We start from the raw sequence: 19,463 nt of genomic DNA, 5'->3' as shown, positions 1-19,463 counted from the left end.
TTACTTACTTGTAATATAGAAATAATAGGACAGAAACAAAAAAACCGGCTGGGATAGCCGGTTCTTAAAACATACTTCATCTTACCTTATTAGAAATCCTTAAGAAAAATCGTTTCCACACACTTCAATTACATCGTTGGATACCGCCTTTATCTCCTGTTCAAGGGCTTTTGGATAAATCAACAAAATCTTGCCATCATCAACGATAATATAATCGTTCAGTCCTTTAATCACTGCTACTTTATCCTTGGGAATCTGAACCATGCAATTCTCTGTGTCGGCCAGGTTTACCCGGTGACCAGAGAAAACATTATTGTACTGGTCTTTGTCCAGCACCTCATAAAGTGAAGCCCAGGTGCCAAGGTCCGACCATCCAAAATCGCCCGGCACGGTATAAACGTTGTCGGCCTTTTCCATTATGGCATAATCAATGGAAATATTAGGCGACAATGGGTAATACTCCTTTATAAAATCTCTTTCACCATCGGTATTGTAAAAAACCCTTCCCTTATTGAAAAGATCATAGATCTGGGGTGCATGTAGCTCCAATGCCTTTAATATCGATTTTACGTTCCATACAAAAATACCGGCATTCCACAGGTAATCACCACTGGCAACAAATTCTTTAGCCTTTTCAAGGTTTGGTTTTTCCAGAAACTGAATCACCTGATGTATCTCACCTGAGGTGGTCGGGTTATATTTTATATATCCATAACCTGTATCCGGTCTGCTTGGAGAAATGCCTAAAGTAAATAACCTGTCTTCTTTATCTGCTCCATCAAGCGCTATCCGAATCTTCTCCAGGAATATATCTTCTTTCAATATCAGCTGATCTGATGGCGCAACTATAATATTTGCATCCGGATTCAGGTCGGCTATTTTAAATGATGCATAGGCAATGCAGGGTGCAGTATTGTTTCTGGTAGGTTCTGCAATAATATTTGAGGCTGGCAGCTCTGGCAATTGTTTGGCAATCAAACCTGCATACTGATCATTACTTAAGATATAAATATTCTCGGGCGGACAAAGCTCAGAAAATCGCTCAAAAGTGAGTTGCAACAATGATTTCCCCGTACCTAAAATATCAATAAACTGCTTAGGAAAGTTATTCCTGCTTTTTGGCCAGAAACGGCTTCCGATGCCTCCTGCCAAAATTAAAACGTAGGTGTTTTTCATTAATTTTATAGGTTAAAAATTAGAAAGCATTATCCTCACCGTGCATCACATTTAATACGGTCATAAAAATAATTTTCACGTCAAACATAGAATCCCAGTTTTCCAGGTAGTGGATATCGCATTTCACACGGTTCTCCATATCCTCTGTCGCTTTTGTCTCCCCTCTAAATCCATTAACCTGCGCCCAGCCGGTTATTCCGGGCTTCAAAAACTGCCTCACCATATATTGGTTAATTATCGCTTTATATTCTTCGGTATGTTTCAGCATATGAGGCCTTGGGCCAACTACACTCATACTACCCATAAATACATTAAAGAACTGCGGCATTTCATCCAGACTGGATCTTCTCAGAAATTTACCAATAGGCGTAATCCGGTCATCATCCTTTGTGGCCTGCTTCTTATCACTGGCATCATTCACCTTCATACTTCTGAACTTATAGCACCAGAAAGGCTCATCATTTCTGCCGCTTCTCAACTGCTTAAACATAACAGGCCCTTTGCTTTGCATCTTTATCAGTATAGCAATTAAAGGATAAAGCCAGCTCAAAATAAAAATGATCACCAAAGAACTGAATACCACGTCAAATACCCTTTTCTTAAACCTGCTGCTCATTTCTTCAAGTGGTTCTTTACGCAGCGTTATAATAGGAAACTCGCCCCCAAGATAACTTACGGTATAAGGAGTTCCTAAAGATCCTCCGAAATCAGGGATAAATTTAAGCCGGATGCAATGCTTTTCGGCCTCTAGCATAAGCGGCTTCACATCAGTCATTCTTTCAGGCGCTACGGCAACGTAAAGGTCCACTACACCATTACCTGCAGCCTCTGCAAGCTTGGTGCAAGTCGCTTCAGAAAGTTCATTCCCGCTCACCGAAAACATGTGCTCATCACCACCAACAAAGCCACAAAACTGTACGTTTCTTTGTTTTTGGAAGTAATTTGAAATGCGGACAGCAGTTCTGTTTGAGCCCATTACGGCAACTTTTTTCGCTCCGTTAAACTTGCTTAAGAAGTAGTACTGTATAGCAGTCCCCAAAAACCGGTTCAATAAGAAAGAAAAGCAAAGCATTACATAAAAGGTTAGCAGGAAGGTTTTCGAAAAGTCATGATCCTTGGACAACATCAGGTATCCCGTAAACAGGACAATGTGTAAAGCCACACTTCTCCAGGTTCCACGATAGATCCTGGTGAGTTTTCTGGCGCCGTATAGTGTATACAAACCAAATACGGCGGTATTAAATAGCCAGATTAAATTGCAAACCACAAGATAATGCTGGTGAAGTTCATCTGGAATTGACTTTCCAAAACTAAGAGAGAGATAATATGCGCTAAAATAAATGATGTTCAGCATGATTACGTCTGTAACCAGCAAAACATACCTGAGGAGGTAGATGTAACGTGTTAACATAGGAAGAATGGATTAGTATTATCCGCAATTATAATTTCATAGTGCATAGGGTTATTAACAAGCCGATGGACTATACAGGCACCGATCACTCGGACACCTCCTGCTGTTAAGACTTTTTTTATTATCATAGGGAGTGATTTTTATTTATATGTCTGTTATTAATGGTATTTTCTGGTATTTCGTCGTTTAATTCATATTACGGAGAGGGCTTAGTGTAAAACATACACAAATTTAAAATTTTTAAGCAGAAAAAAGAATATATTTGATATAATTTTCAGTAAAAAAGGAATTTTACCTTAATAAAACAACAAAATTCAAACCAAAAAATAATAAAACTATACTTTTAACATTAAATAATCGATAACTAAATGTAAATAAATTGTTAAAAGCAACATTTAACCAAAAAATAACATTAAAAATGTAAGAAAATCAAAAAATAATTCGTTTTATCCTGTATATCAAACACAAATCACATCAACCCTATGAATTTTATCTACCCTATTATCAGATCTTTAGTACTTTTTCTATTTATAACCATTGCGTTTGTCATCAAAACAAACGCCCAAATTTTCGATAAAATCCAGACAGAAGCCGAACTGCAAGCCACCGGAACCACCGGAGATGTGGTGCCTTTCTGGATGCGCTCAAATCAATATGGATCCGTACCGCTCGATGGCGTATCCGGCAGTCTTATCCTCAGAGCATACAAACCCTATAGCCAGTACCTGCAAACTGACAGCAATAACAACAGAAAGAAACTGGTCGACTGGGGCATGGGCTTTGAAGGAAGAGGAAATGCAGGCAACAAATCCAACCTCACCCTAATTGAAGCCTACGCAAAATTAAGAGTTGGCGTATTCCAGCTAAAAGCAGGCAGAAGTAAGGATGTCATGGGACTAAACGGCGACACTTCATTAAGCTCAGGTAATTTTACCATGTCGGGAAACGCACTGGGAATACCTAAATTAGAAATCTCCATCCCTAACTACTATACGATCCCGGTATTCCAGGGCCTTTTTTCCATAAAGGGAAATTTCGCACACGGCTTGCTCGGAAAAATAAAAGGCTCCACAGAAAGCAGCTATTTACATCAAAAATCCCTTTACATTCGACTTGGTAAGCCCGACTGGAAATTAAAACTCTACGGAGGTTTCAACCATCAGACTTTCTGGGGCAACGAAAAAGACCTTTACGGCCCGGATTTCGACCTGTCCAAATTCGAAACGCTTTATTATGTCTTCCTCGGAAAAACCTATAAGGGTAAAGGCGTTGGGCGCTCCAAGATCGGCAATCAGATCGGATCACTGGACCTGGGTGCCGAATACAGTTTCGAGAAATTCAAGATCATGATCTATCGCCAGAACTTCTACGACGTTGGCGCACTGGCAAAACTCGCCAACATTGCCGACGGCCTAAATGGAGTCAGCATCGAGAACACAGCCCAAACCACCAAAAGCAGCGGGTTCAAATGGAAAAAAGTGCTACTGGAATTCTTTTACTCCAAAGATCAGGCAGGCTATCCATGGTCCAAAAAAACCAAGTCCGGCGACGAGGATTACTACAATAACGCCTTTTACAGAAATGGCTGGTCTTACTTCGGGCCGGGAATCGGGAACCCTTTAATCACACCCGCAAGCGACGCAAAAGAAGGTCAGGCATCAAAAAAGGCAGATTATTTTATCAACAACAGGGTCGTAGCGATACACCTGGGCTTTGAAGGCGAAATCAACACCTGGACGTTTGCAACTAAAATCACTCATTCCTGGAACTACGGAACCTTCGGAACAAGTATTTACGGAAATACAACAGGAAACAACAGCAGCCCCAGTACCAACAACATATTTATCCCGGTTCAGCAATTTTCAGTCTACCTTGAAGGATTAAAGGCGTTGAAAAATAACTACAGGATTGGTTTTGCTACAGCGCTGGACCAGGGCAAACTTTTAAACAATTCCTTCGGAGCGTCGATTCGGTTGATTAAAGGCTTTTAAGCCTCCTGGTCAACTACCGAAAGCACTTCCTGCTCCCATAAATTTGCAGGGTAAACCCCCTGATCACTAAGTTTTTGAAGTTGCGCCTTCACAATGGGCGCATCTTCTTTAAACGTAACACCAAACCACCTGGCCTCGGTAGGAATCACTTTCACCGCAGCTTTTCCCGAGTTAATCAGCGCATCGGTTACCTCAGGAATCAGGAATTCTGCTTTCAGGTCATCCAGGTTTGCGTCCAGGAATTTATAATACTCCAATTCGCTCCAATTCACAAAGGCCGGCGTAAAACAGAAGAAATTCATGCTCACCTTGGTATCCAAAGGAAGCTCTAGATCAGCCTCTGCAATTTTAGTAAATGCTTTTCCGTCTTTTTTGTAGATTTCTTTCCGCTCTGTAATGCCAATAATATTACCTTCGGCATTCACATTAATCTCTCCCCTGGTAACCGACCCGTTATCACTTAACGTATTTTTCAACTCATATCCAACACAAGCATACTTGCCATCTTCAATACCATTACTCAAAAAATCGAACGATTGCTTAAAGGCATCAAACCCATAAAAGTCATCTGCATTGATCACCGAGAAAGGAGCATCCAAAACATCCTTACAGCACAACAAGGCATGCTGGGTACCAAAAGGCTTCACACGTGACTGGGGAATTGTGCGCCCGCCACTATATTTATCTAAACGCTGATAAACATATTCAAGCTCAATTTTACCTTTTAACTTGGGCTCAATTGCCGCCTTAAAGGAATCCGAAAACTCTTCCCGGATAATAAAAATTACCTTTCCATACCCGGCCTTAATGGCATCGTATATGGAATACTCCATAATTGTTTCGCCCGAAGGGCCAAATGATTCGATTTGCTTGTTACCACCATAACGGCTCGCCATACCGGCAGCCAGAATTACCAAAGAAGGTTTCGACTTAAACATAATAAACTTAGGGATGTTAATTAACGAATATATAGATTTTAAACAGCAACCAGCTGCTTCTTTAAAGACTTGGTTCCTATGGACTGAACAATAAAGCCAATCGCCCTTAATTTGTCTGCATCCAGCAAATTTCGTCCGTCAAAAATTTTCGCCGGCTTCAACATGCCGTCATAAATCCTTTCCCAATCATAATCCTTGAACTCGTCCCACTCAGTAAGCACAGCTATCGCATGTGCACCTTTACACACCTCATAAGGATCAGCCCCAACACCGATACTTGCCCTGTTCTGCTCAGCAGTTCTGGAACCCAAATAATCCAGATCCGCATAAACCTGCCTTTCGACAACCTTTGGATCATACACCCGTAGCTCAGCCTGCTCATTCAACAAATAATCTGCCACATAGATCGCTGCAGATTCACGGGTATCATTGGTATCCTTTTTAAAGGCCCAGCCCAAAAACGCAATCTTTTTACCCGAAACTGTATTGTAAAGCTTACGAACAATATTCAGCGCAAATCTTTTTTTCTGATGATCATTCATAATGATCACCTGCTCCCAGTAATCAGCCACCTCAGTCAACCCAAAGGACCTCGATATATATACCAGGTTTAAGATATCTTTTTGAAAACACGAACCGCCAAAACCTACAGATGCCTTCAGGAACTTAGGACCGATACGACTATCCATCCCTATCGCCCTGGCAACTTCATTTACATCCGCTTCAGTTTTCTCGCACAACTCAGATATCGCATTGATCGAAGAGATCCGCTGCGCCAAAAATGCATTCGCAACCAATTTAGAAAGCTCAGATGACCATACATTAGTTGTTAAAATACGCTCTCTGGGAATCCAGTTGTTATAAATTTCAACCAGCGACTCAATAGCACGCTTGCCTTCCGGCGAAGAATCCCCACCAATCAGCACCCGATCAGGATTCAGCAGATCTTCCACCGCAGTACCTTCAGCAAGAAACTCAGGATTAGACAATACCTGGAATTCGATATCATTGCCTGCGTATTGCAAAATATCCTTTATCGCCTCTGCGGTCCTTACCGGCAGGGTTGATTTCTCCACAATAATTTTATTCGACTTCGAAACTCTTGCAATCTGTCTTGCACACAATTCAATCCATTTCAAATCAGCACCCATCCCCTTGCCCGAACCATAAGTTTTTGTTGGCGTATTCACAGAAATGAAAATCATTTGCGCTTCGTCTATGGCTTTATCCACATCAGTAGAGAAAAAAAGGTTCCTACCCCTTGCCTGAGCAACCACATCGCTAAGCCCCGGTTCATACACCGGCATATTATCCATATCCTGGTCGTTCCAGGCAGCAATCCGGGCCTCATTCAGGTCCACCACTGTGACTTTTATTTCAGGACACTGCTTAGCAATAATCGCCATTGTAGGACCACCTACATAACCGGCTCCGATACAACATATGTTTGTAATTTGCATGATAAGTTAACATTATTTAAGTAAAACAATAAGGATTCAGATGATTTTTAATAAAACTTAACAAAAAGATAACATTGGCCGTCTTTTTTTCTTACAAAACAACCAAATGCCTTACAAATATATAATTTAAGCTACAAAAAGAACAGGACTTCCCAATTTTAACAAAAAAATAATATTAAAATAACCAATTATTCATAATAACATATCATTATAGTAACAATATAAGGCAAAAAGTCGCTCCTTAAACACACATAAACTAAAAAAGATAAAAAAATTTACTATTTTATCATAAATAATTACCAATTCTCATCATATAACCTTATTTTTACAAACAAATAAGGCAAGCATACACAAACAACACCACCAAATTGTTGTTTTTGCCTCAAATTTTAAAAAACAAGTAAATCATTCCCAATTAAATCATCCCTATTTATGAAGAAAGCACTTATCACAGGTATTACAGGACAAGACGGAGCATATCTGGCAGATTTGCTGTTAAAAAAAGGTTACGAAGTGCATGGCGTTAAACGTCGCAGCTCACTATTCAACACCGACCGTATTGATCACCTCTATCAGGATCCACACGAAAGCGACATCCGCTTCGTATTACATTACGGAGATTTAAGCGACTCAACTAACTTAATAAGGATCATTCAGCAAGTACAGCCTGATGAGATTTATAATTTAGGCGCAATGAGCCATGTTCAGGTAAGTTTCGAAACGCCTGAATACACCGCCAATGCCGATGGCATTGGAACACTCAGAATCCTGGAAGCCATCAGAATTCTGGGGTTGGTAAAGAAAACAAAAGTATACCAGGCTTCAACCTCTGAACTATATGGCCTTGTACAGGCAGTGCCTCAGTCAGAGACTACTCCTTTCTATCCGCGCTCACCTTATGCGGTCGCAAAAATGTATGCTTACTGGATCACAGTCAACTATCGCGAAGCTTATGGCATGTTTGCCTGCAACGGGATACTCTTCAACCATGAAAGTCCTTTGCGCGGAGAAACTTTTGTAACCAGAAAAATCACCCGCGGAACGGCTAAAATCGCACTGGGATTGCAGGATAAATTATACCTGGGAAATCTCGATGCACGACGAGACTGGGGACATGCCAAAGATTATGTTGAAGCGATGTGGTTAATTCTACAGCACGACACTCCTGAGGATTTCGTGATCGCAACAGGAATCACCACAACCGTACGTGATTTTATCAAAATGGCATTTGATGAAGTAGGCATTACCCTGGAGTTTACCGGCGAAGGTGTAGACGAAGTAGGAACAGTTGTTTCCTGCAGCAATCCGGATTACCTGGTAGAAATCGGAAAAGAAGTTGTCGCGGTCGACAAGCGTTACTTCCGCCCTACAGAAGTGGATCTATTGATCGGTGACCCTTCAAAATGTAAAGAAAAATTAAAATGGAAGCCAAAATATGACCTGGCAGGATTGGTCAACGATATGATGAACTCAGACTTACAGCACTTCCAAAAGGAAAGAATGCTAAAGGAATCGGGATATGCAGTTAAAAATCAATTTGAATAAAATGCATCATTATGTTAGTAAAAAAACGACTTCTTTCCATTGATGTATCAAGTGGATCGTACAACGAATTTATAGGCGCTATTCTTAAATACGCCATAGAAAGGGTTTCTTCTTACGTTTGTGTGGCCAATGTGCATATGCTCATTGAGGCGCACAACACCCCTAAATTTGCAGATGTGGTAAATCAAGCCGATATAGTAACTCCAGATGGCATGCCTTTAGCTCAAGGCTTCAAATACGAATACAACCTGAAGCAGGACCGTGTAGACGGAATGAGTCTGCTGCCTGCACTCCTTGCCGAGTGCGAGAAAAGTGACCTGTCCGTTTATTTCTATGGTGGTGACCAGAAAACACTGAACACCGCAGAAACACATATCCGTGAGGCCTATCCAACTTTAAGGGTAGCAGGACTGTATTCCCCACCCTTCCGCAAGCTTACTGAAGCAGAAAAGCTCGAGGATGAACAAAGAATAAGAGATTCCGGAGCCCACCTGATCTTTGTTGCCCTGGGCTGCCCTAAACAAGAAATGTGGATGGCCGAAATGAAAGGCAAGGTACCTGCATTAATGATTGGTATCGGTGGCGCACTACCTGTGTTCACAGGATCACAAAAGCGGGCACCAAAGTGGATGCAGGACAATAGTCTGGAATGGGTGTATCGTTTAGTACAGGAACCAAAAAGACTCTTTAAGAGGTATTTAACAACAAACAGTAAGTTTTTATACTTGCTTGCCAAAGAAAAACTGAAAACCAAGTCATGAAACACACTTCAAAAATCTATATAGCCGGTCACAACGGTATGGTCGGATCTGCAATAGCAAGAAAATTGCAGCAGCAAGGCTATACCCAAATCATCACACGCAGTTCAAAAGAATTAGATTTAAGGAATCAACAGGAAGTAAATGACTTTTTCGCAACCGAAAAACCAGAATACGTATTCCTGGCCGCAGCTAAAGTGGGCGGCATTATGGCAAACAACATTTTCAGGGGCGAATTTCTATATGAGAATTTAATGATCCAGAACAATGTGATCCATGCCTCCTACTTAAATGACGTTACCAAACTGATGTTCCTGGGTTCGTCCTGCATCTATCCTAGAATGGCACCACAGCCATTAAAAGAAGAATATCTGCTTACAGGCGAACTGGAGCAAACCAACGAACCTTATGCCATCGCAAAAATCGCCGGCATTAAACTGTGCGACGCTTACCGGTCACAATATGGCTGTAATTACATCTCCGTTATGCCTACCAATTTGTATGGCCCTAACGACAATTACGACCTGAATAACTCACATGTTTTACCTGCCTTGATCAGAAAGGTAATTGCCGCAAAAAACAACGCAGAACCTTCTGTAACCATCTGGGGCACAGGAACACCAAAAAGAGAGTTTCTATACGTAGACGATCTTGCGGATGCCTGTATCCACCTGATGGAAACCTACAATGAACCAGGCCTGGTTAACATTGGTGTTGGAGAAGACATCTCGATTAAAGACTTAGCCGATCTTGTGGTAAAGGTTGTGGGCTACCAGGGCGAAGTCATCAAAGACCTTTCCAAACCCGACGGCACACCAAGAAAATTAATGGACGTAAGTAAATTAAATGCACAAGGCTGGAAAGCAAAAGTATCCCTCGAAGAAGGAATCAAAAAAGTATACAACGAAGTAAAAGAAATGAATTGGAATTAAGTCCCTATTAATACCTAACCTCCCTAAGCTGAGAGGACGCACCACATTGGGCGTCCTCTTTTTTTTGCATTACGATCCGCTAATCCCCTTCAAATGCCTTTCCAAATCTTCTGCCGAATCAAACCTGTCCTTGATTTTTCTGGCCGGGTTGCCCCCATAAATACTATATGGCTCCACATCCCTTGTCACTACAGATCCCGCGGCTATAATTGCCCCATCATTTATCACTACCCCCTGCATTATCGTTGCGCCATAACCCACCCAAACATCATTGCCAATCCTGGTCACCAGCCCCTTCCCCTTCCAATCATAACTTTCTTCACGAATAGATGAAGCTATTCTTATCGGAGTGCCTATCTGCTGAAAATGATGATCATATCGTCCAACAATCCCTACCCTGTTTCCAAAGATCACGTAATCGCCAATCACACAGTCGGTCTCTATTAACGAATCTCTCCCGATGTAAAAATGCTTACCGATCTTAATCTGATTTTTCGCCCACAACCTTACCCTTACACCCGCATGGAAACCCTCAGCAATATCGTATTTCGCCCATTTCACTTTGGCCAGATACAAATCCCTCAAATCCTTTATTAAGCCAACTACACTCATTTGAACACCCTTTGAAAAATTGTTTCAACTTTCGAGATGACCCTCGATACCAATCCCATTTTAAGGATAAACTTATTTTGATAAAATTGATTTACCTGAACTTTATGCGGCAACGAAAAGCTCATCCGTTCTTCGGTATCCAATGCAGGCAAATACCTTCTGCCGGAACCATTGGTATGCGTAGCGAACTGGTCAAAGCCATTGTTAAATACCTTCGAGAAAACCGGGTAAATGGTTAACCCGCCCTTTCTGAACTGATGGTAGAACCAACGTATCGCCCAGGAATCCAGGCGACCTTCCATTTGCTCGGCCAGCATCTTATTTAAATCCGAACCGCCAACAGCAAATTCTCTTTGCGCTCTGGAATCCTTTTTGAAAAGCGCATAGTCTTTAACCGCCCAATCCACATCTGCCCAGCGATCTTTCCAGGTAGCCCAGCCCCAGGACCACCCACGCTTTAAGAAATAAGCATCATCATGATCATCCTTAGACTGCCCCAGGTTAAAAGCATAACCCGAAATAGAAAATGCTGCCGGATCCGACTTGTATTTGTCCAGGCAGGTGTTCATGAACGTAAGAAAATTACTGGTGGTACTCAGGTCATCTTCGAGCACAATAACTGTATCAAATTTTTGAAAGACAGCAGTAACGCCATCAATGATCGACTTTGCCAAACCTTTGTTTTTCTCTGCCTCCACTACTGTAATCGCCTTAAATCCGGTTATCGTTTTGATAAAATCTCTAACCTGTTTTACAATCACTTCATCCTTTTCAAATTTGGCAGCATCAGAGAATATAAAGAGCTCGCTATCCGCTGCGAGTTCATTTTTTGCAAGCGCTTCAACCGTAGTTTTCAGGGTATCTAATCGCTTGTAGGTAAATAATAAAATTGGAGCTATGTTCATTTTTTTAGATAGGGTTTGATTATTTTTTTGCGGATATGAGTTTTCATTTTCTCAATCCGATGTTCGAAACATTAATTTGTTTTAATCCTTTTAAGCGCGCAGCCCCCGGGTCCTTACTAAGGGAAACCGTATTGCTGTCTAATACCGATTTATTCGAAGAAAAGCGGCCAACATTAATACATAAACTATTTTTAAATTTATTTGGCCCCGGCCTGTAATCATTTGAAGCCAGCTTCTTTAAATAGGGATACCGCTTTAGAAAAAGTGCCGAGTTAGTGTTCACATCACTCTTCAACTTCTTGCTCATCTCTTTTGTACCCATCAGGGTCTTCCATTTCTCATCGGTCCAGGAAGTCATCGAAACCGCCAGTCCGCAGTTTACAAAGTTATTGTCGGCAAAGGTATTGTCCCCTCCACCATTTATATGAACCGCACCAAACTTCTGCTTTCCCTGTACAGATCCACAGTTCTTAAAAACATTACTGTCCACCTTAATTCCTCCACTGCCATCATCTATGTATACCGCAGCAACCATATAGCCTCGAGGGCTCACCAAATCCTCAAAAAGGTTGTTATGTATCCGTGTCCCTGTGGATGATCTGTCGCGGCCCGTATACACTGCGCCCTGATCATTTATTTCCTGCACCACATCTTGAATTTTATTGTAAGAAATGTCATGATTGTTTCCCCAGTACATAATGGCCTGCCCCTGGCTATCATGAATAAAGCAGTTCTTTATGGTATTGCCTACCCCACCCAAAAATACAGCAGGAGAACTTACCCAATTCCTTCTTGCATAATTGTAGATCTCGGTATTATCTATTATGTTCCCTGCCGGCAATAGATTTTGTCTATCACCTCCCGTCATGAAGATACCCCCGGTTCCGGTATTGTAAATCTTGCACGATTTTATGGCAAAGGCCGAAGTCTTATCAAAAGAGATCAGCTCTTCATAACTCTTATACAAGGATTTATCAGCAGTGTTCTTTCCAATTCCGATACCCACCGTACCCAGGTTCATCACCGTACAGTTCTTGATGTTAATGTTTTTGGTGCCCTGCGCATAAATACCCATATCCCTGCCATATCCAATTTCCAATCCGCTCAATGTTACATTGTCCGAATTGATTAAGGAAATGATCGGTGTACTGCACATAGAAACAAAGAGCTCATCTGCCAGATCACCCGAATTGTAAAAAGAAAGGATTCCGGTTGCCCTGTCTAAATAATACTCGCCTGAACTGTCCAGTTCTTCGGGGATATTGTAAAGGAAAAACCTCCTGAAAGGAGATGAAGCATCCGTACTTTTTACCCCATAACTTGTAGTAGCATCTAAAGTAATTTCATTTCCATCGATAGATTTAACCGGCACATTATCGTTCGCAAACCCATTGGCCAGAAAACCACTCACCCATACCTGGTCTGTTTTCTTCCATTTTGCAGCCCGGTCTCCACTGTAAGCGAACACCGCTCCCGCCTGGTCACCTGTCACACTTTTATCCTTTATTCCCGGATTGGTCACTTTTCCAATAGGCAAAAAGTCTTTATTTGGCCACCTGGCCAGCTCCAGCGCCTGACCTTTATAAAACAGCTCCAGCGGCGCGGTAACGGCATTTCTGTGGCCATGCTGCTGCAACTCGCCATAATCGGTGATGCCTGCTTTCTTCAGGTCAATCTGATAAATGTTTGCAGCAGTTTTCTTCACGGCAGATTTATCAATTTTAACTCCTCCGCTAAGCAACACCTTTTCGCCTTTATAATTGGCAATGGTCAGTTGCTGCACATTGCTGTTATTGCCAATGCTTATCGTTTTATCCGTAAAATAAGTGCCACCCCTGATCAGGATGGAAACGGTTCCACCTTTTACTGAAGCAGCCTTTTGCAATGCGCCATTTAAGCTGCGCAAAGGCTGATCGATGCTTCCGGCCGACTGATCGTTTCCACCAGGAGCAACATAAAAAATCTTATCATTATTTTGAGCGAAAATATTGAATGAACAGAGAAGAAAAAAAACCAATAACCTCATACTTTTCATAATTAATATTTCAAATTGTATCCTATTAACGTAAACTGTAGAGCAGCGTTAGTTCAGGAAAAGCCGGCCAAAGTGATCGGTAATCGTCTTGGCTTTTTGTTTTTTAAAATGACTGAATTTTTCCAGATAAGAATGCTCAGCATCTATGCTAAACTTAATCTCGGTATCCGGCTTGGTATCGATCAGCAACGCTTCAAGATCCAGGTCCTTAAACACGTTTACCAGCTTATGGTGCAATTTCAGATCCGTCAGAATAATAGGTACCGTATTGTTTAAAATAGACAATAAGGCTACATGCAAGCGGTTTGTATATAGAAATCTTGCACCCGCATACAGGCCAATAGCCTGCGCAAAGCTCAGTTGCTTATCCAGCAGCTTACAGGTATAATTGTTCCTTTCCAGAATGTCTTTCAGGTACCGTAAAGACTCCAGGTCTTCTACCACCTGGTAGGCCAGAACAATCTCTTCATTTTTTACAATTGTATCTGCAAACATCCGCACCAGGTTCACCGCAATCTGATCCAGGTAAGTCTTGTTTAGCTCCTTGCCCTCAATGTCGCCCCTTATTGAAACTACTACATAATTATCGCCCTTATAATCCAGCTCAACGCTGTCAATTACAGATTGAAAATCACCTATATCATATAAAAACGCCAGGTCATCAATCAAAGAAAGATTCTTAAAACCCTTCTCTTTCAAATGGTCATAATTATTAGAATCCCTAACTGCGATATCAGCATAAACGTTCGAAAGCTTCCTTTGATCAGCATAGCCGCCATCAGAGTACGGGCCTAAACTAACCCCCCACCTCAGCACGCCTATTTTGGCGGTCTTTAATACTACCGCTCTCAAAAAATACTTATAAAACTTAAACTTCGCCTTAGCCGCATCCTTGCCTTCAAAATAAGCACCCGGAGGGTCAAAAACGAAGTCAACCTTACCAATAACCGAAGCTAAATTCACCCACCTCAGCACCGGTTTACCCTCAAAAGCCTTAATTCCCTCAACAATAACGATGTTTTCAGCAAAGGGATTATTTAAGGTTACCAGGTCATACAATGAAGGCACTTTACCATCTATAAAAACCTTTCCGAATTTTGATATTTCGCGTATCAGCAAGGCATTGATCAAAACATCACCCAGGTTAGAATCCTTTATTCTCGAAGGATATATAAAGCTCTTCATAACTAAAAATTTACCGTTTGTTTGTATAAATCATAAAACTCCTTTTCGATCTCCACAACATTAAACCTTTCCGCATATTCAATTCGTTTTTGGGCCGAATCATCAACCTCACCTTCCACAAACTCCGTATATTTTGTCTGCAATAAGTTGGTAAGCTGCGGGATATCATCTACAATAAAATCCTTTTCAATGCCTTCAATGATCTCTGTTATGCCACCACCATCTTTAAACACAATAGTTGGCTTACCCAGATGCAAACATTCAACAGCAACCAAACCAAAAGGCTCAGAGCTCGATGCAAACACGCATAAATCCATTACCGCCTGGTAATCGATCACATTGGTTTGGAAGCCTGCAAATATTACTTTTTTGGTTATCCCCAACTCTTCTACATAAGCCTCCAGCTTTTCCCTGGTCTCCCCATCTCCCACCAGCAATAACATCACATCGTCGTTATTCTTTTGCATTTCAAAAAACGCTTCAATCAAATACTCCACACGCTTCCAGCTGATAAATCTGGAGGTTGTACCGATAATGAACTTTTCATTTAATGATGGGAATTCCTCCAACGCCCGTTTTTCATTCCAGCTGTCCTTAAACAAAACCCCGTTATAGATCACCGAATTATACGGGTTTTTAACTCCCATCTTAATCCAAAAATCTTTTGTGTAGAGTGAATTATTGGTCACCGAATCGCAAATAGAATTCAGAAAGCGCACCAGCAATCTGGTTTTCGCTTTAAAAGAAATGGTATCGGGCCGGCCGTCTACTCCCGCACTATGATTGGTATAGATGATCTTCGCCTTAGAAAACCGTAGCGCCTCGGCCATTAACGGTTTAAAAATATGCAGGTGAACAATGTCGTGTGTATTGGTGATCTTCAGGATCTTTTTATACGTCCTTATGTTATAGTCAAAAGGATTTAACTTCACATAAAAAATCGGGATTCCGGTATTAACGATCCGTTTATTGGCAACCGCATCTTTATCCTGACAGCAAAGTATACTCACATCAAGCTCCGGATTTTTTGCCTGCGCCTGGGTTAAATAAAAGAGAAAGGCTTCAATTCCGCCAAAAAGGAAATCATGGACAACGTGGACAACTTTAACTTTACACATATACGTTAATTTTATTGTTTAAAACTTATTACTTATAAACCAGCTCTCTGGAAATATTGATTACATATAAAGCGACGCATAAAACGGGGACAGTTCCTAATAATGTGCTCCCTGCAATATTGCCCAGGAACAGGAAAAAAATGTAATATTTTGCGTAGGCAAATTCATTCGGCACCCGGGTTCTCAAAGTAGAGATCAGGAGTTTGAAAAACAGGAACAGCCCTACAAAACCAAAATATAAAAATATGGACGCGTAGCCCACATCAGCAGCCACATAGCCCTGAGAGCGGCCATACTTATCTATAAAATCTCCATATTTTGATTTGCCAAGCGAGTACCTGCCATTGCCAAGCAGATCGGTGATCACATTTGGAGATACCTCTGTAAAATAAAACCGGTAAGCCCCTACCCTTGGGTTCTCATCTCCTTCCTTCTGACCGGAATACTCCGTCTCACTTTTTTCAATTAAAGCGGAGATCACCGGACTCACGATCAAAAGCACCCAAAAGGCTGCAACAAAGCCAAAAACAACCAAAAGCCTTTTCATCAGACTCAGGTTATCCAGAAAATACAGCAAGCCTAAAATGAAGCTGAAAATAATCGCCTGTCTGCCCAGGTGAAGCACAATGGTCACAAACAATACCACACATACCACCACCCATTTCTTATTAAAAGCATACTTTATTTTCGAAATGGACAGAAAATAGGCAAGGTAAAGCGGACCTGCCCCAATCAAGGTGAGCCTTATTCTCGAAATCCCGCGACTCGTATCAATCTCCTTATCCAACTCACCATAGCCTTTAAACAGCCTGAACGGAGAAACCGCCAGACCCACATAAAAGCAAACCAGGTAAATGGCCACAAACACCCAGATAAAGCGCTCCACCTCATTCATTTCAGGCCGCTTCTTTGCTAAATAGAAGTAAAACAGGAACGAAAAATTAGGTATAGTCGAAATGAAGGTATCCAGGAATCCCTGTTTCCAGAACAGCGTTGCACAAAATACGGAGATGAAAGTAAACAACGACATCGTCCTTATGACATAAGAGAACCTGTCCCTGTACGACCCGAATATGTAATTTCTCGAATAGAAGATCATCCCGGCTAACAGCACATAATAGAATGCCTTTAACAGGTCATCATTTAAATTTAATGGCCTGAAAAAAAAGAAGTAAGAAAGATTAAAGATCAGAATGAATGAGATGAGTTTCGCCTTTTTCTCTATCTGCTCTTCGTTTTCTATCTGCTGCTCGGGTAAAAGTTCTTCAGTAACTGTCATTTAATATGTATTACAGGGAGTCAAATAGAAATTTAATTGAGTCTTCCCTACGTTCACTTAATAATTTCGACGGGATGGTATAGTCAATAGGCGCAGTTACATCAGCCAGATCGTCCGCATTTTTGATCAACCGATCCTTCAGCCCCAGCACATCCAATAAGTTCAATACCCTGTAAGGGTTAGAATTCTTATAAATGCTGTAAAAGTTCTTTTTGAAAATAAGGGAGAAAGTAGTTCCGTGGAAAGAATTGGTTACCACAAACCTGGCATTATCAAACAACCAGATGAATTCATTAGGCCCAACATCCTCTAAGCACACATCCACCAGATCGGCTTTCTGTTTTTTACTGCTGATGAACACCACCTTGCAGCCTAATTTTTTAGCAATGTCTTTCGCCAGGTTAATGCAAACACTATTGTTGTCAAAGGTATAGATCAGCACATAGTCCTTTGGCATTTCGCGCGACAGCGGTTTGGCAATCGTCCTCCACTGCTCACCGGTCAGCAATAATGTCGGATCCACCACCACCTGCACATCTTTATCCATAAAGGTTGAAATCTGATCCTTTAAAAACTGCTCCCTTACCGAGATGTTCTTATAGGCACCTAAAGATGCAGTTAAAGTCTTCCTGTCGCCATTGGCGAACTTATGCGCACCCGCACTGGAGGCGTACGACAATCTTTTTACCCTATCGTTTCCAAAGGCCAGCAAGTACACAGGATCCAGTTTGCCTCCGGTAAACTGAGGGTTCCAGATCTGGTCGCTGCCACTGATCAGCACATCATATTGCTTACTGTTCACATCCACCTCGGTAAGGTTCTTATAAGAACCCTTACTCAATGGAATATACTCGGTAATAAACTCTTTGATCTTATTTTCTTTTTTAACACCTTTTTTTAAAATAAAGTGCTTTACAAAATGTTTCGCATTCTGCTTTAGTGATCTTCTGCCGTCGTACAGTTTATGATTGTATTTCAGATCAAGATCCTGCTGTTGATAATCGATACACTCTATATTATGTGTTTCCAGCGCCCTGCATAAGCCATAAGCCTGTAAAACGCCTCCGTAATTGTACACATTATGGAAGGTGACTAACCCAATATTCTTTGCTTGTTGGTCTTTCATATATTATAAAATTTTAACCACTTCTTCTGCTTCCAGCCTTGGCGAGGATGCTATTTTAATTTTCTCAGGCAGGTATCCGCAGGAAACCACAAGACCCACTCTTTCATTGTTCGGGATGCCCAGCAGCTGTCTTAATTTTAAATCCCTGTGCACCTCCACACTCCAGTTCAAAGGGCAGGCCCCTATGTCATATCTGTGCAGCGCATACAATAGCGACATCGCAAACATTCCTGAATTCACAAAAGATTCATTTCTATCATTTGGGCCCTGGAAAACTGAAATATCAGCTGTAATCACAAATAGCGTGTCGGCCAAATGTCCAAATCCCCTGTTGCCATATTGCAGTTTCAGCACCTCCTGTTTCATCTCAGCAGACCTAACCATATAAATCCGGTTCACCTGCCTGTTACAGGAAGTAGGAGATTTTAGCGCCAGCCTTACGCACTTCATCAACACCTCTTCCGGGATCTCCACGTTGCTGTAATTTCTGGAGCTGTATCTCGAAAGGCAGAACTTATCGAACGAAGATTCCCTGTGCGCAAAATAAACGTCTCTGTCAAATTCGAATTGTTTTGGCGTCTGGTAGGCGGTAATTCTCAGCCTTAATTTGGCTACCTGATCGGTAATGGCCTGCTTTAACGCAAAGCTTTTTTTGTCGTGGAAGTCAACATATTCTTCCAGCACATTCATGGAATGAACAAACTCCAGACTAGACAAATTGTATTTTTTATCCAAATACATATTCATCATATCTATCAGTTCAAGCACAACAGGCTCCCCAAATCCAAGCCTGGTATCGGGCATAGTCAGCCCCTTCTCCAAAACATGGTAATAGATGGTTAGCTTACCTTTAAGTTTGTTTTCAGTATCGAAGGTTTGATAAACATTCGAATTCTTAATAAATCGATTAAAATCGTAAGCATAAAGTTTCGACAACTTGGCTATAATTTTAACTTTTTTCGGGACGATTTTTTTTATGAAAGACATATAAT

15 protein-coding genes and 1 pseudogene are annotated in these 19,463 nt (G+C 41.4%); 4 read left to right on the top strand and 12 right to left on the bottom strand.

Going from position 1 to position 19,463, the window contains the following annotated elements; genetic code table 11:
• Positions 1–99: 99 nt before the first annotated feature.
• Positions 100–1,176, bottom strand: coding sequence for a mannose-1-phosphate guanylyltransferase (locus N824_RS02410; protein WP_048903546.1), 1,077 nt, complete (start codon positions 1,174–1,176; stop codon positions 100–102).
• A 19-nt stretch (positions 1,177–1,195) separates the two neighbouring features.
• Entirely contained in the window at positions 1,196–2,587 is a 1,392-nt protein-coding gene (locus tag N824_RS02405) for an undecaprenyl-phosphate glucose phosphotransferase (protein ID WP_048903545.1), read from the bottom strand.
• A 482-nt stretch (positions 2,588–3,069) separates the two neighbouring features.
• On the opposite strand from N824_RS02405, the gene N824_RS02400 reads away from it, so the two are divergent.
• Positions 3,070–4,578, top strand: coding sequence for a capsule assembly Wzi family protein (locus N824_RS02400; RefSeq protein WP_052334037.1), 1,509 nt, complete (start codon positions 3,070–3,072; stop codon positions 4,576–4,578).
• Here N824_RS02400 and N824_RS02395 read toward each other — a convergent pair.
• Both N824_RS02395 and N824_RS02390 read right to left on the bottom strand, forming a co-directional pair.
• On the bottom strand, positions 4,575–5,516 hold the full coding sequence (locus tag N824_RS02395) for a sugar phosphate nucleotidyltransferase (protein ID WP_048903544.1): 942 nt from the start codon (positions 5,514–5,516) through the stop codon (positions 4,575–4,577). The genes N824_RS02400 and N824_RS02395 overlap by 4 nt on opposite strands.
• A gap of 38 nt (positions 5,517–5,554) precedes the next feature.
• Complete coding sequence (locus tag N824_RS02390) at positions 5,555–6,976, bottom strand: UDP-glucose 6-dehydrogenase (RefSeq protein ID WP_048903543.1); 1,422 nt, start codon at positions 6,974–6,976, stop codon at positions 5,555–5,557.
• A 432-nt stretch (positions 6,977–7,408) separates the two neighbouring features.
• On the opposite strand from N824_RS02390, the gene gmd reads away from it, so the two are divergent.
• From gmd to N824_RS02375, 3 genes are read left to right on the top strand one after another with little or no spacing between them, the layout of a single operon-like run.
• Complete coding sequence (gene gmd, locus N824_RS02385; RefSeq protein WP_048903542.1) at positions 7,409–8,521, top strand: GDP-mannose 4,6-dehydratase; 1,113 nt, start codon at positions 7,409–7,411, stop codon at positions 8,519–8,521.
• Between the two features lie 11 nt (positions 8,522–8,532).
• Positions 8,533–9,282 (top strand): WecB/TagA/CpsF family glycosyltransferase, encoded by a 750-nt coding sequence (locus N824_RS02380; RefSeq protein WP_048903541.1) that lies wholly within the window; start codon positions 8,533–8,535, stop codon positions 9,280–9,282.
• On the top strand, positions 9,279–10,211 hold the full coding sequence (locus N824_RS02375) for a GDP-L-fucose synthase (RefSeq protein ID WP_048903540.1): 933 nt from the start codon (positions 9,279–9,281) through the stop codon (positions 10,209–10,211). The genes N824_RS02380 and N824_RS02375 overlap by 4 nt, the downstream gene beginning before the upstream one ends.
• A gap of 69 nt (positions 10,212–10,280) precedes the next feature.
• Here N824_RS02375 and N824_RS37210 read toward each other — a convergent pair whose 3' ends face one another.
• The 8 genes and pseudogenes from N824_RS37210 to N824_RS02335 form a co-directional block, all read right to left on the bottom strand.
• Entirely contained in the window at positions 10,281–10,823 is a 543-nt protein-coding gene (locus N824_RS37210; protein ID WP_048903539.1) for a CatB-related O-acetyltransferase, read from the bottom strand.
• Positions 10,820–11,743, bottom strand: a pseudogene (locus N824_RS02365) (hypothetical protein); the annotation flags it as partial. The pseudogene N824_RS02365 and the gene N824_RS37210, both read right to left, overlap by 4 nt.
• A 28-nt stretch (positions 11,744–11,771) precedes the next feature.
• Positions 11,772–13,754, bottom strand: coding sequence for a right-handed parallel beta-helix repeat-containing protein (locus N824_RS02360; RefSeq protein ID WP_048903537.1), 1,983 nt, complete (start codon positions 13,752–13,754; stop codon positions 11,772–11,774).
• Positions 13,755–13,811: 57 nt separating this feature from the next.
• Complete coding sequence (locus N824_RS02355; RefSeq protein ID WP_048903536.1) at positions 13,812–14,948, bottom strand: polysaccharide pyruvyl transferase family protein; 1,137 nt, start codon at positions 14,946–14,948, stop codon at positions 13,812–13,814.
• Positions 14,949–14,950: 2 nt separating this feature from the next.
• A complete protein-coding gene (locus N824_RS02350) occupies positions 14,951–16,066 on the bottom strand; it encodes a glycosyltransferase family 4 protein (RefSeq protein WP_048903535.1) in 1,116 nt (371 codons plus the stop codon).
• Positions 16,067–16,094: 28 nt separating this feature from the next.
• Positions 16,095–17,345: an O-antigen ligase family protein gene (locus tag N824_RS02345; RefSeq protein ID WP_048903534.1), complete on the bottom strand. Its 1,251-nt coding sequence runs from the start codon at positions 17,343–17,345 to the stop codon at positions 16,095–16,097.
• Between the two features lie 10 nt (positions 17,346–17,355).
• Positions 17,356–18,471, bottom strand: a complete 1,116-nt coding sequence (locus N824_RS02340; protein WP_048903533.1) for a polysaccharide pyruvyl transferase family protein — start codon at positions 18,469–18,471, stop codon at positions 17,356–17,358.
• 3 nt (positions 18,472–18,474) lie between these two features.
• On the bottom strand, positions 18,475–19,458 hold the full coding sequence (locus N824_RS02335) for a nitroreductase family protein (RefSeq protein ID WP_048903532.1): 984 nt from the start codon (positions 19,456–19,458) through the stop codon (positions 18,475–18,477).
• Between the last annotated feature and the right edge of the window lie 5 nt (positions 19,459–19,463).

Source organism: Pedobacter sp. V48 (genome assembly GCF_000523515.1).
In the GTDB taxonomy this organism is placed as follows: domain Bacteria; phylum Bacteroidota; class Bacteroidia; order Sphingobacteriales; family Sphingobacteriaceae; genus Pedobacter.
Note: the sequence above shows the minus strand (reverse complement) of the source record. Positions and strands in the feature narration are given on the sequence as shown.